Genomic DNA, 14,881 nt, shown 5'->3' with positions numbered 1-14,881 from the left:
GAACGGCTTACTATTACCTTTCACAAAAACAAACAAATGCCCCAGACCGCACCTTCACAAAGCGCCGACAACTGAGCGAGGTTAGCACGCCAAACAAGGATGTTTGGCGAGGCGCTGCTTTGTCTGGAACAAATCAGCGCCGGTGCGTTAAGACCGAACGAAGGCGGAGAGCAGTCGAAGACCGCTTTGGGTGGTGCTGCGAGGGGGTCATTAGGGGGATTTCGCACCAAATCCCCCTAATTCGGACGCAGACACCGAAATGAAAATATCGCCCAATAAATAGCGTCCGAAACCTGCGGACTAAAAACCTACACTATTGAAGATCTAAATTATTAAATAAACATCTCAATAATTAAACACCCAACTAATCCGCAAACCGAAATCACCGTTTCTAATAAAGACCATGACTTCATCGTTTCGGTAATGCTTAAATTAAAATACTCTTTAAACAGCCAAAAACCCGGATCATTAACATGTGAAAACACCACACTACCGGCGCCGGTGGCAATTACCATAAGTTCAGGGCTGACGCCGCTAGTCGCAATTAACGGAAACACAATCCCGCCAGCAGTTAACGCTGCAACCGTTGCCGATCCCAACGCTAAACGCAGTAATGCCGCAATTAACCATGCCATAATTAGCGGTGAAACAGTCGATGAGTGCATCATTTGCTCGATATAAACTTTAACACCACTATCGACCAATACTTGTTTAAAAGCACCGCCACCGCCAATAATTAACAGCATCATGGCGATAATTTTAATCGAATCGACAATTGTTGTATTGATCTCAGCCATGGAGCGTCCACGCCAAAGACCAAATGTGAATACCGCAACTAACACCGATATCAGCGTGGCAATCACCGGATCACCAAAAAACTCAACATAAGGTAAAATGACGTTTCCTTTAGCAAGCGTCATTTCACAAACTGCCCGGATCGACATCAATATCACCGGAATTAATGCCGTAAACACGCTGACACTAAAACTTGGCATTTGCTCGTCGGTAAATTGACGAGAATTGTATAACCCTTCTTCAATAGGATGATTAATGGCTCGAATAAACGGCAATTTTGCCAACATCGGGCCAGCTAAGATAACCGTTGGAATACCAATAATTGTGCCATAAAGTAAGGTGCGCCCCATGTCGGCTTTGAAGATTTCAGCGATCGCCGTTGGCCCCGGATGTGGCGGTAAAAATCCATGGGTGACCGATAACGCAGCCGCCATTGGAATACCAATATAAAGCGGTGAAATGCGCAGCGTAGCGGCAATGGTTAACACTAAAGGTAATAATAAGACAAAACCGACTTCGTAAAAAAGCGCAAAGCCCACGATAAAGCCAGTAAGGGTGACTGCCCATTGAATCTTTTTGTCGCCAAAGGTTGCAATAAGCGTGGTTGCGATTCGTTGTGCACCACCACAATCGGCCAAAAGTTTACCGAGCATGGCGCCAAATCCCATAATCAACGCCAGGCTACCTAACGTTCCCCCTACGCCATTTTTTATGGATTTGACCACTTCCATTACCGGCATCCCTTCGAGCACACCAACACTCAGTGCAACCAAAATTAATGCAATAAAACCATTAAGGCGAAGTGGGAGCATTAAAATAAGTAATAGTGCCACTCCAATGGCAATAATAATTAACGGCATATTTTATTCCTCTAAAAAAACAATGCTATGTTTCAGGTAACAGCGTTATGATTAAGATAGCGTTTAGTTAAGCGATATTTAACCGTTTAATTAACCTTTTGCATATCATTAATGCGTTTTTAACTTGCGCTATTGTGATTGAACAGTTAAAAAACGCATGTTATCGGTAACTTTGGCGATTATAGAGGAAATTAAGAAAAATTTTAGAAAAAAACATTAAAATGAGAATTAGATCACACTTTTAATATTATTCTGATTTTTGCGCCATTAAGATGTAATTTACATCAACATTCGCTCCCAACTTAAATTGGTTGCTCAGTAAATGGTACTCCATACCGATGATATCTTTAACCGTTAATCCCGCCTGCTCAACCCAAAGCATTAATTCAGAAGGACGAATAAATCGATTAAAATCATGGGTACCTTTCGGCACTAATCGGGCTAAATATTCAGCACCATAAATCATCAGCAATTTAGCTTTATTGTTACGATTAATGGTGGATAAAAAGAGTTTGCCATGCGGTTTAAGTAATTTGGCGCAGGCATCGATAATTGATGCAGGATCGGGCACATGTTCAAGCATCTCCATACAAGTGATAATGTCATAGCTTGCGCTGTAGTGCTCAGCATGCGCTTCAACCGTCTGTTTTAAATAATCAATAGTTAATCCATTTTGCTCAGCATGCACTTTGGCAACATTTAAAGACTCATCAGCCAGATCGATAGCGGTGACCTGTGCGCCCAACTTAGCTAGGCTTTCCGATAAGATGCCACCGCCACACCCCACATCTAATACCTTTTTACCATTGAGTGACTGGCATTGTTGCAGTAAATAATCAACACGTAATGGATTAATGATATGCAACGGTTTACATTGCCCATTTGGATCCCACCATTGTGCGGCTAATTGTGAAAATTTATTGATTTCGTTTATATCGATATTTTGTGACATGTTTGGCGTTAATAAAGTTTAAAACTGGATTTTACTATATGCTAACTACGATTGATTATCAATAAAATCGCAAACATTGACATCGTTTTATCGACAAAAAAATCTTCTTAATCTTATAGGTTAAATGGTGTACAATTTAGCATTAAAAAATAAACAATAATTGATAAAGCGGGTATCAATAAAAGGAATTGGAAGAATGTTTATCACGCTAAAATCCGATCGACGTATGTTAATGAAAATAGCGAAAATACCATTTTTAGGGGACGCTGTTTTGATGTCAATTGCGACATTTCCATTCTTTGTTTTAATGGTAGTCAATGCATTTTTAGCGCTCGGTTATGAAAATCTTGAAAAGAGTAAAATGTACGTGGTATTCGGTATTTATAACATCATTTTGACTTTCTTTTTTAAAATCAGAATCAGCATTTTCTTTTGCCCATGCTGGTTCTTTTTTACCTTTTACGGTTTATTAAATATTCTCAAAACGCTCCAATAGATCATCTGCTACATTTTAATATTGAGTTACATTTCAGCTAAATTTTTAAACAACTAAAATTCATCGCTATAATGATTTCTTGTGAATAGCCTAATTTCATGGCATGATTAAAAGTTTTTAATTAATACATAATTTAACTAAACGCAAATTAAACTATTTAATAAGAATCAAAGGAAAATTCATGAGTACAGGTACTATGAAGAAAAGTCACTCACAGTGGAGCTCACGCATGGGATTCATGCTTGCAGCGGCAGGCTCTGCGGTGGGGTTAGGTAATATTTGGAAATTTCCCTATATGGCAGGTCAAATGGGTGGTTCAGCTTTTGTACTCACCTATTTACTTTTCATGTTTATTATTGGCATGCCTATTTTAGTTTTAGAATGGCTAATCGGTCGTCGAGGGCAAAAAAACCCAATCCATACTATGGAAGATGTTGCGGTTTCTGAAGGTCATTCAAAATCTTGGCGTTGGGTTGGTATAATTGGCGTTCTCGGTTCATTTTTAATTTTATCATTCTACAGTGTAATTGGTGGTTGGGCGACTGACTATATTGTGTTAGCAGCAAAAGGCACTTTTGAAGGCGTCAATGGCAAAACAACAGCGCTGATATTCGATAATTTCAAAGCTGATGTCGGTAGCCTTTTAACATGGCATACAGTATTTATGTTTGCCACCGCCTTTATCGTCGCCTTAGGCGTTGGTGCCGGCTTAGAACGTGGCTGTAAACTAATGATGCCAGGCTTAGGTATTTTACTGTTAGTACTCGTGGGTTATGCTATTTATGCTAGTGGTCCTGCATTTTATAAAGCGTGTGACTTCCTGTTTACCCCTAACTGGTCGGCCTTAAACGGCACCGCAATTTTAGCGGCCTTAGGCCATGCATTTTTCAGCTTATCACTAGGTATGGGCATTATGATGGCGTATGGTTCTTATCTTGGTAAAGATGTCGATTTATTATCAACAGCCCGAACAGTGGTGATACTCGATGTCGTTGTTGCGGTATTATCCGGAATAGCAATCTTCCCATTGGTTTTTGCCAACGGTTTAGAGCCTGCCGCTGGACCAGGTCTTATCTTCGTTACACTACCGATCGCCTTTGGTAATATGATTGGCGGCACCGTTTTAGGTATTTTATTCTTCATCTTTTTAACCTTTGCGGCGTTAACCTCTTCGATTTCACTACTTGAACCAACGGTCGAATTATTGGAAGAAAAAACCCATATGGGACGCAAAACGGCAACCATTGTCATCAGTATCCTTATTTGGGCGCTGGGTATTGCTTGTATCCTATCATTTAATAAATGGGCTGATGTGAAATTCTTTGATAAAAACATTTTTGATTCACTTGATTACCTCACCAGTAAAATCATGTTACCTATTACCGGTTTAGGTACGGTGATTTTTGGTGCTTATATGATGAAACAAAAACGCATCCAAGAAGAGTTAAACTTAAATAATTTCTGGTTTAAAATTTGGCGAGTGTTAACCTCAATTGTTATCCCTATCGCAATTGTTGCTATTCTTGTTTTTGGATTACAACATTAATCAGATCTAAACACAATATTAAAAGCCTTGTACTTTACAAGGCTTTTTTTATGCCGGTGATTTAACAAAAAAACATCAACCAGTTAACAATATTGATTTACCGCTATTGAAAACATTCATTTTATTCCCATATAACAATACAACAATAAATCAAATCATTATATCAATGTTAATCATTTAACATAGCTTACGGCGAGTAAGATTGTCTTTTTGTTGTCACAATCAGTTTTCGCCTAATTGTTATTTGAGACTATTAATTTTAATTGAGGTACTAGTTAATGAGTAAGCAAGGAACAGAAACACGAGGCTTTCAATCCGAAGTTAAACAGATTCTCCATTTAATGATTCACTCTTTATATTCCAATAAAGAGATTTTTTTAAGAGAATTAATATCTAATGCATCGGATGCGGCTGACAAACTACGTTTTAAAGCGCTGGAAAACCCAAATCTTTATGCCGGTGATGCTGATCTCGGTGTTCGAATTTGGACAAATCAAGAGGCCGGCACCTTAACCATTTCTGACAATGGTATCGGGATGACCCGTGATGAAGTCATCGAAAATCTAGGCACCATTGCTAAATCAGGCACCAAAGCATTTTTAGAATCTATCGGCAGTGATCAAGCCAAAGACAGCCAATTAATCGGTCAATTTGGGGTTGGCTTTTACTCCGCCTTTATTGTAGCTGATAAAGTGACCGTAAAAACCCGCGCAGCAACCGCACAAGCTGATGAAGCAGTGATGTGGGAGTCTACCGGTGAAGGCGAATATACCCTATCTGATACCACTAAAGACACTCGTGGTACAGAGATCACCTTACATTTAAAAGCTGATGAAAAAGAGTTTTTAGAAGATTGGCGTTTACGCTCAATTATCAGTAAATATTCTGATCACATCTCATTATCTGTCGAAGTTCAAACGACCGATGAAGAGAGCAAAGAAGTAAAATGGGAAAAAGTCAATAAAGCACAAGCGCTTTGGACACGTAGCAAATCAGAAATTACCGATGATGAATATAAAGAGTTTTATAAGCACTTGTCACACGATTTTGCCGATCCAATCAGTTGGAGCCACAACCGTGTAGAAGGTAAACAAGAATATACCAGCTTACTTTATATCCCGGCAAATGCACCATGGGACATGTGGAATCGAGATAATAAACACGGATTAAAACTTTATGTGCAACGTGTTTTCATTATGGATGATGCTGAACAATTTATGCCTAATTACTTACGTTTTGTGAAAGGCTTAATTGATTCAAATGATCTACCGTTAAACGTGTCACGTGAAATATTGCAAGATAACAAAGTTACGCAAAGTTTACGTAATGCCTGTACCAAACGTGTATTACAAATGCTAGAAAAATTAGCTAAAGACGACCAGGAACAATATCAAAAATTCTGGGGTGAATTTGGCTTAGTGTTAAAAGAAGGTACCGGTGAAGACTTCACCAACCGTGAAGCAATTGCTAAATTATTACGTTTTGCCTCAACCCATAACGACAGCGATGCGCAAACAGTCAGTTTAGAGAACTACATCAGCCGCATGCAAGACGGTCAAGACAAGATTTACTATATTACCGCTGACAGCTACGGCGCAGCAAAAAATAGTCCTCATCTTGAATTATTCAACAAAAAAGGCATTGAAGTATTACTGCTTTCTGATCGTGTTGATGAGTGGATGATGAGTCATTTAACTGAATTTGACGGAAAACAATTCCAATCAATCAGTAAATCAGACGAATCTATCGAAAAACTTGCTGATCAAAATAGTGAAGATCAAAAAGAAGTTGAAAAAGAGTTAGCGCCATTTATTGAACGGGTTAAAAACGTTTTAGGTAATAAAGTTAAAGAGGTGAAATTAACCCACCGCTTAACCAATACCCCAGCCATTGTGACCACAAGTGCTGATGAAATGTCGACTCAAATGGCAAAATTACTAGCCTCAGCCGGCCAAAAAGCACCTGAGATCAACTACACGTTTGAAATTAATCCTGATCATAAATTGGTGAAACGAATTGCCGACACGCAAGATGAAACAGCGTTTAATGATTGGATCGAACTATTGTTAGATCAAGCACTACTGGCCGAAAAAGGCTCACTAAATGATCCAAGTAAATTTATTCAAACGATGAATAAACTCCTTGCGCAATAATCTTTGCAAATATCAGCCCGATGCCGTTAACGGTATCGGGTTTTTTGTTAGCTTTTTTTTGAAATAAGCAACAAAATTTCACTAAAAATATGACACCTATCACATTTTTTCAATTTTTTACTTCCTATTTTTTGCTCACTATACATAATACCGATATAGAAAAAACAAGCAGCAGTGTATGAAAGTTCATAAAATTCTTAATAATAATGTCGTTGTTACGTTAGATGCGAAGGGTAATGAACTCATCGTTACCGGTCGTGGCGTGGGTTTTAAAAAGCGAGAAGGCGACTTAATTGATAGTGATTTGATTGAAAAACAGTTCTCATTAACCAATAACGAAACCCTCCCCCGATTTGCTGAATTACTCTCTGAAATTCCCATTGAAATATTAACAACAACAGAAGTGATTATTAATCATGCAAAGCTGTTATTAGAAGGCAAACTGCAAGATAGTATCTATATTTCACTCACCGATCATATCCATTTTGCCATAGAACGACATAAACAAGGGTTTGATATTCCAAATAGTTTTTTATGGGAAACCAAAAAACTCTACCCTAAAGAGTTTCAAATCGGTTTATATGCATTATCAGTGATAAAACAACGATTAAATGTCGATTTACCGGAAGACGAAGCCGGCTTTATCACCTTTCATATTATCAATGCGCAGCTCAATGACACCATGCCCAACATTGTTAAAATGACCAAAATCATGCGTGAAATTTTAAACATTGTAAAATATCACTTTCAGTTTGAGTATGATGAAGATTGTCTGTCCTATCAGCGGTTTATCACTCATTTGAAATTCTTTTCACATCGCATACTGAGCCAAACCGAACACCCCGAACAAGACGCCTCGCTATATGAATTAATTCGAAAAAAATACGAACAAGCTTACCAATGCACTAAACAAATTGATCTGCATTTAATCCAACACTATTCACATCCCCTTAGCGATGACGAAAGTTTATATCTAACCATTCATATCGAAAGACTGCGCAACGAATTAAAAAAAACATAATGTGATATAAATCACAATTTCCAAAACACAATATCGGAATTAATACCTAGGTCGCAAAATTTATGTTAGCCTAAATACATCAGTTTTTGGATTGTTATTGCAAAATAGAATGATTCTACTTTGCAAGCAAAACCTAGCTTCCTTGAATAAAAGGGAGCTAGGTTTTTTTTTGCATAAAAATAAGGATAAGGTATGAAAAACAGAGCACTTGCCGAATCAATCATTAACCAAATCGGTGGCAAAGACAATATTATCAGTCTGGTACACTGCGCTACCCGACTAAGATTTGTCTTAAAAGATGAAAGCCTGGCCGATGCCGATACATTAAAAAAACAAAACGGCATTATAACGGTTGTTCAAAGTGGCGGACAATTTCAAGTTGTGATTGGCAATAACGTTGCAGATGTATTTAATGACATTATGCAACTGACCAACTTAAACGACAAAAATAATGAGCAAGCTTCCTCAAAACAAAAAACAGGTCTATTTTCTAAACTAATCGATTTAGTATCGGGGATCTTTATTCCGGTGCTGGTAGTACTAGTTGCCGGCGGGATATTAAAAGGTCTATTATCGGTTTTGCTTATCAGCAATATCGTGCAGGAAAATACCTCAACGTATCAATTTTTATTTGCAATAAGTGACGCCCCTTTATATTACCTACCGATTATTTTAGGATTTTCGGCGGTGAAAAAATTTGGTGGTAACCCTTACGTGGGTATGGCAATTGGTGGCGCACTTATCCACCCAACCATAGCCAGCATGATGCCGGCAGGGGAATTTTCCCTTAGTACCGAATTATTTTCAATTCCAATTGAACTTATTCCGTATGCCTCATCTGTCTTTCCAATAATTTTAGCTGCATGGTTCTATTCACTCTTAGAACGCAATTTTAATAAAATTATGCATGACTCGTTTAAAAAGTTTATTGCGCCACTACTGGGCATTATCATCACTGTGCCACTCACCTTTGCAGTCATTGGACCTTTGGTGACTTACGTCAGTAATCTTATTGCCGACGGCATTATCTTTGTTTATGGACTGAACTCGATTATAGCCTCAATGATTTTAGCGGCAATATGGCAAGTTATGGTTATATTCGGCATTCATTGGGGACTGGTTCCATTTGCCTTAAATAACCTTGCGGTTTATCAAGAAGATTTTATGTTACCGATCTTATTTCCGGCGGTGTTTGCCCAAGTCGGCGCTGTGTTAGCGGTGATGTTACGTGCCAAAGACAAACAATTTAAAGCATTAGCCAGCTCTTCGGTCTTATCGGGCATCTTTGGTGTGACTGAGCCGGCTATTTACGGGGTTAACCTGCCGTTAAAAAGACCATTTATCATCGGTTGTTTATGCGCCGTTGTCGGTGGTGGCATTGTCGGTTACTACCACAGTGTGATTTACTCCTTTAGCTTTATTAATATCTTTTCATTCTTACAACTGATCCCTAAAACTGGCATTAATGAGCAATTTTATGCCGTGGTCATTGGTTGTGTGCTGTCATTTACTTTAGCCTTAATTGTGACCTATCTATTTGGTATTCCTAAAGATAAATCGATCTTACAAGATGCAAATAGTGAGAATGAAAACACAGATAATGCGCACGCTAATAACACCAGTCAACACAGCCATGCACAAGCGAGCGCCAATGCAACCACCATTTTTAGCCCGTTAACCGGCAACATTTTGCCTTTAAGCGAAGTGAACGATCCAACCTTTGCCGGCGAATTAATGGGTAAAGGTATCGCAATAGAGCCAACAGTTGGACAAGCGCTTGCCCCGGACGATGGTGAAGTCGTTTCGCTATTTAGAACTAAACACGCTATAGGTTTACAAACCCAAAGTGGCGCTGAAATATTGATTCATATTGGTATTGATACCGTTAAATTAGACGGTCAACATTTTCAATCGCATGTCCAAGCAGGTGATAAAGTCAAAAAAGGTGATCTATTAGTCAGCTTCGATATTGAGGCCATAAAAAAAGCCGGATTTGCCATGACTACACCAATCATTATTACCAACACAGATAATTATCAAGATATCTTTTGCATGACAGAGCAAAGCAATATTGAAAGTGGTGACGCATTACTAGCATTAATCGCAAATAAGGAGTAAAACATGTCAACAACGTTTCCTAACGATTTTCTTTGGGGGGGCGCAATTGCCGCCAATCAAGTGGAAGGTGCTTATCGTCAAGACGGTAAAGGTCTATCAACGTCCGACTGTACACCAAACGGCTTATTTGGCGAAATAATCGATCGCAATCAGCATCAGATCAACAGCATAAAAGATACAGCGATTGATTTTTATCATCGCTATCCGGAAGATATAGCGCTATTTGCTGAAATGGGCTTTAGCTGCTTACGTGTATCTATTGCATGGACGCGGATATTTCCTAACGGGGATGAACAACAGCCAAATGAACAAGGTTTAGCTTTTTATGACAAATTATTTGACGAAATGGCTAAACACAACATCCAACCATTAGTCACACTATCGCATTATGAAATGCCTTATCACTTAGTCACGCAATATGGTGGTTGGGGTAATCGGCAAGTGATTGAATTTTTCACCCATTATGCCAAAGTTGTATTTGAACGCTATAAAGAGAAAGTCAAATACTGGTTAACCTTCAATGAAATCAACATGTCATTGCACGAACCATTTACCGGCGTGGGCTTAGATCGTAACAGCAGTAAACAGCAAATCTATCAAGCCATTCATCATCAACTGGTGGCCAGTGGACGGGCGGTAAAATTGTGTCATCAAATCATACCGGATGCCAAAATCGGTAACATGTTATTAGGCGCTGTTGCCTACCCTCTTACCCCGAAACCTGAAGATGTATGGGCAGCTCATCAAGAAAACCACGGCTGGCTATTTTTTGGTGATGTTCAAGTCCGTGGTTACTATCCAACCTACATGCATCGTTACTTTAAACAAAACAGTATTGAGTTAACCATTACTGAGCAAGATGCTCAAGATCTCAAAAACACTGTCGATTTTGTCTCATTTAGCTATTACATGAGTTGCTGTGCAACGGCGGATCCGTCGCTTAAAACCAAAGGTAATATTTTAGATATGGTACCGAATCCTTATCTAAAAGCATCTGAATGGGGTTGGCAGATCGATCCTGTCGGCATTCGCTATCTATTAAATATGCTCTATGAACGTTATCAAAAACCGCTCTTTATTGTGGAAAACGGATTAGGCGCAAAAGACAAATTAGAAACCGACGGCACTATAAACGATGATTATCGTATTAACTATATGAATGATCATTTAGTTCAAATCCGTGAAGCTATTGAAGACGGTGTCGAGGTCATGGGTTACACCAGTTGGGGACCAATTGATCTAATTAGTGCATCTAAAGCCGAAGTGACAAAACGTTACGGCTTTATTTATGTGGATCTTAACCAAGACGGCACCGGATCTTTAAAACGATATAAGAAAAGAAGTTTTTACTGGTACAAATCGGTCATTGCATCAAAAGGAGCGGTACTAAAATAACACTAGCCCGATAGCCTAAGTTATGGGCTATCGGCTTATCAATCTTTTTCGCATCAAACGCAAAGGATCGAAAAATTAAACCGGATGAATAAATTGTTATGGAACAACAAACCGAAAGCCGATCGATAGCTGCTTTAAATAACGCCAAAAGGCGAAATACCAGCGACTTGCAGATTATCGAAAGCTTGAAAGTACAGACAAAGATTAGGAAGTCGCATCATCCGGTTATTTACCAGCAATGGGCAAATGCAGCAAGTTTAGCGCCGATGATCTCAATCGATCATAGCGACTAAAAAACGTTGCATTAAACACTCGTTAACATAAGGCAAGAACAGACAAAAAACAGGTAAACACATCGCACAAATCAATTTTATCTTGAATGATGACTGCACTTAGCAGATAACACCTTAATCCTAACTTAAGGAGTTAGCCCTCTCACAAGTTGGCATTTAGGTTTATTTTAGGAAACAAGGACAAAGGATATGACGACAAAACTGAAATACCTACCACTGGCACTTCTAAGCCTACTGAGTTGTTCAGTACTGGCCAATGACGTAAGTTCATCAGCCGGTATGTTCGATAATCACTTTTTTAACGATAGCAAGCTCGATTTTTCCACCCGTAATCATTGGAAATACTTAAAAGAGAACGCATCCCAGCCCAAAGAAGTTCACAGCGCTTGGGGGCAAGCATTTACCCTCAATTATAAATCGGGATACCTATTTGATACCCTAGGTTTTGATGTTACTTATGACAATGTGATAAAACTTGGTGCAAGTGACTACTTTGCCACCCGTAATTTACTGTATAACGACGGCAAAGGCTACAGCAAACATAACGCCCACGGATTTAATAAATTCACCCAGCGCTATATCAAAATCAAACTGGGAAATGACAACATCAAATTCAACGGTAAAGTTGGCTGGCAAAGTTTAAAAGATCTGGGCATTATCAGCTCATCCCAACATTTAACTCGCAACAGCTACCTCGGTTACAGTGGGATTTTTAACGTTGACAAGCTCGCTTTCTCATTTGCTCGCATTGATAGTGCCTATCCTCGTGAATCAGCCAAAAAAGTGCATTTTATGAGTAATGATCGCAAAAGCGTCATCGACCATATCTCAACGGCTGAAATCGCTTATCAAGATAGCACCACAAAAATCGACTACTCATATGGTGTCGCTAAAGACTATTTAAGACGTCATGCTATTGAGTTAACTTACAAGCCAACCAACAAATTAACCTTAGGCTCGCAGTTATACGGTAGTTATGCTTTAAAAAATTATGATGCCATGTCAAAAAGCAAAAAAGAGTTTGAAGATCACGCATGGCACTATGCCGCCGATGCCCAATGGAAAGAAGATGATTGGAGCGTTAAACTCGGTCTGGCTTATACCGATGCCAACAAACATAATGCAATTGGCTTTTACGGTCGACATCTAGGCAAAAATACCCGTGGACGCTTTAACGGACTTGCCGCCGCCGGGGCTGATTATATGCGAGATGGCGAACTGGTATTATCAGCGGTATTAGGTTACGACTTTGTGCAAGATAATACTACCGGTTTGTATATGAACTACGGCAGATTTAACTATAAACACCAAACCCTAAAAAACGGTGAAATTAACGTCTTTAATATCTTTAAACCGACCAGTGGCACTTTCAAAAACTTATCGATTTTAGCTAAAGCAGGTTATGGCTGGTCATACAAAACAATCAGCAGTTCTGATGTCACCCCAAAACTCAGAGACGGCAAAGCACAACGCTCACCAACGCTATCGGCTGAAACCGTGATTGATTATCGATTTAATTTATTTTAAGAAAAGGATGAAAGTATGAAAAAAATTATCAAACTTATCAGTATTGTCGTTGTGGCAGCCTCATTAGCATCGCAAGCCTTTGCGCAAGAGGTCAACTTATATTTTACTCGCCATGGTAAAACAATGTTTAACAACGTACATCGTGCTCAAGGATGGTCTGACACACCATTAACCAAACCGGGCATTGAAGTAGCACAGCAACTTGGACGCGGATTAGGCGATATGAAATTTATTGCAGTTTACTCAAGCGATCTAGGACGAGCAAGACAAACTGCCCGCATCATATTAGAAACCAAAGGCGATCCGATAAACATAAACGAAATGGAAGCACTACGAGAAACCTGTTTTGGTGACTTCGAAGGCGATCTCGATCCCAATATGTGGACGCCCGCTGCTCAGCATTTAGGCTACGAATCGGATAAAGCGTTAATGGAAGATTTTGGTAAAGGAAAAATCACCTTAAACAAAATGATGGATGCCATTGCAGCAGTTGAAAAATCCGGCGAAGCGGAAAATTACAATAAAGTCAAAACACGTATGCAAACCGCCTTAAAAGCCATTGCAAAACAAGCACAAGCGCAAGGCGGTGGTAACGTATTAGTTGTGACTCATGGCATGGCGATCATGGCAATGGTCGAAGAGATGCAAGACCAACCGATTACCGCCGGATTAGGTAACGCCAGTGTGACCAAAATTCGCTACACCGACGACGGTAAATTTATCGTAGAAAGTTTAGGCGACATGAGCTACGTAGAAAAAGGCAAAACCTTAAGCAAGTAAAAAGTACAATAACCAATGGCTCACACCAGTGAGTCATTGACTTATCAGCCAAAACCGCCGAACTATCACCACCAATAAAATCGCAGACCGCATACTTTTCTTATAGCACTCATATTATGCTGGATAATAAAAGCGTTTATTGGTTATTGTTCTGCTGGCAGTTATAGCGATAGCGTTAATCAAATAATCAAAATAAAAAGATATCAAACACCAATAATCTTCTTTCATAAAAAATAAAAAACAAACCACCTTAATCTTAAGATCAGGCTATAATAGCTTGCCAACAGCTAATCTATATAACAAGGAAAGATCATGTACTACTCGACCAACTACGCCTCACCAATGGGCAACATCACCCTAGCTAGTCATCAAAATAAATTAGTAGGTGTATGGATTGAAGGACAAAAATATTTTGGCGATATGGCAGTAAAAAAGTGGCAAGAACAAGCAAATTTAGCGATCTTTAATCAAACCAAACATTGGTTAGATGACTATTTTGCCGGCAAAAACCCCGCTATCAACCAATTACCACTAGCCCCAAAAGGCACCCCGTTTCGCTATTTAGTTTGGGATATCTTGTGTAAAATCCCTTATGGACAACTTATCACCTATGGCGACATAGCCAAACAAATCGCAACAGCGCTAAATAAACAACAGATGTCCAGCCAAGCGGTTGGTGGCGCAGTCGGACACAACCCAATCTCAATCATCATCCCCTGCCACCGAGTGATAGGAACAAACGGCAACCTAACCGGCTATGCAGGCGGCATCGATAAAAAAATAAAATTACTGCAAATTGAAGGCGTAGACACCAGCAACCTAACCCTACCCCGACAACCAAACACCCCATAAAAATAAAACCACACAAACTAACCGGCACAACACCAAAACCAAAACTTTATCGCAAAGCCACAACCAGCGATAAAGTTAACCAACCCAAAATCA

At 39.3% G+C, this 14,881-nt stretch carries 12 protein-coding genes; 10 read left to right on the top strand and 2 right to left on the bottom strand.

Annotated elements, in window-relative coordinates; translation table 11 throughout:
- Positions 1–332 precede the first annotated feature (332 nt).
- Both gntT and ubiG read right to left on the bottom strand, forming a co-directional pair.
- Complete coding sequence (gene gntT / locus J3U42_RS09485; protein WP_267329003.1) at positions 333–1,655, bottom strand: gluconate transporter; 1,323 nt, start codon at positions 1,653–1,655, stop codon at positions 333–335.
- Positions 1,656–1,902: 247 nt separating this feature from the next.
- Positions 1,903–2,607 carry a bifunctional 2-polyprenyl-6-hydroxyphenol methylase/3-demethylubiquinol 3-O-methyltransferase UbiG gene (gene ubiG, locus J3U42_RS09480; RefSeq protein ID WP_267336314.1) on the bottom strand — a complete coding sequence of 235 codons (705 nt, stop codon included), beginning with the start codon at positions 2,605–2,607 and terminating at the stop codon, positions 1,903–1,905.
- A gap of 196 nt (positions 2,608–2,803) precedes the next feature.
- Here ubiG and J3U42_RS09475 point away from each other — a divergent pair, with 196 nt between their 5' ends.
- The 10 genes from J3U42_RS09475 (at position 2,804) to J3U42_RS09430 (ending at position 14,788) form a co-directional block, all read left to right on the top strand.
- Positions 2,804–3,103, top strand: a complete 300-nt coding sequence (locus J3U42_RS09475) for a hypothetical protein (RefSeq protein ID WP_267336313.1) — start codon at positions 2,804–2,806, stop codon at positions 3,101–3,103.
- A gap of 181 nt (positions 3,104–3,284) precedes the next feature.
- Positions 3,285–4,649 (top strand): sodium-dependent transporter, encoded by a 1,365-nt coding sequence (locus J3U42_RS09470; RefSeq protein ID WP_267329001.1) that lies wholly within the window; start codon positions 3,285–3,287, stop codon positions 4,647–4,649.
- Positions 4,650–4,927: 278 nt separating this feature from the next.
- Entirely contained in the window at positions 4,928–6,802 is a 1,875-nt protein-coding gene (gene htpG, locus J3U42_RS09465) for a molecular chaperone HtpG (protein WP_267336312.1), read from the top strand.
- A gap of 178 nt (positions 6,803–6,980) precedes the next feature.
- Positions 6,981–7,823, top strand: coding sequence for a BglG family transcription antiterminator LicT (licT, locus tag J3U42_RS09460; protein WP_267336311.1), 843 nt, complete (start codon positions 6,981–6,983; stop codon positions 7,821–7,823).
- A 192-nt stretch (positions 7,824–8,015) separates the two neighbouring features.
- Positions 8,016–9,941, top strand: coding sequence for a beta-glucoside-specific PTS transporter subunit IIABC (locus J3U42_RS09455; RefSeq protein WP_267336310.1), 1,926 nt, complete (start codon positions 8,016–8,018; stop codon positions 9,939–9,941).
- A gap of 3 nt (positions 9,942–9,944) precedes the next feature.
- Complete coding sequence (locus J3U42_RS09450) at positions 9,945–11,336, top strand: glycoside hydrolase family 1 protein (RefSeq protein WP_267328998.1); 1,392 nt, start codon at positions 9,945–9,947, stop codon at positions 11,334–11,336.
- A gap of 98 nt (positions 11,337–11,434) precedes the next feature.
- Positions 11,435–11,629: a hypothetical protein gene (locus J3U42_RS09445; RefSeq protein ID WP_267336309.1), complete on the top strand. Its 195-nt coding sequence runs from the start codon at positions 11,435–11,437 to the stop codon at positions 11,627–11,629.
- A 189-nt stretch (positions 11,630–11,818) separates the two neighbouring features.
- On the top strand, positions 11,819–13,156 hold the full coding sequence (locus tag J3U42_RS09440) for an OprD family outer membrane porin (RefSeq protein ID WP_267336308.1): 1,338 nt from the start codon (positions 11,819–11,821) through the stop codon (positions 13,154–13,156).
- A 15-nt stretch (positions 13,157–13,171) separates the two neighbouring features.
- The gene (locus J3U42_RS09435; RefSeq protein ID WP_220217576.1) at positions 13,172–13,936 is read left to right on the top strand and encodes a histidine phosphatase family protein; all 765 of its coding nucleotides are present in this window, start codon (positions 13,172–13,174) and stop codon (positions 13,934–13,936) included.
- A 312-nt stretch (positions 13,937–14,248) separates the two neighbouring features.
- A complete protein-coding gene (locus J3U42_RS09430) occupies positions 14,249–14,788 on the top strand; it encodes a methylated-DNA--[protein]-cysteine S-methyltransferase (RefSeq protein WP_267336307.1) in 540 nt (179 codons plus the stop codon).
- Positions 14,789–14,881: the final 93 nt, after the last annotated feature.

The organism is Gilliamella sp. B2923, assembly GCF_026536565.1.
Taxonomy (GTDB): Bacteria; Pseudomonadota; Gammaproteobacteria; order Enterobacterales; family Orbaceae; genus Gilliamella.
Note: the sequence above shows the minus strand (reverse complement) of the source record. Positions and strands in the feature narration are given on the sequence as shown.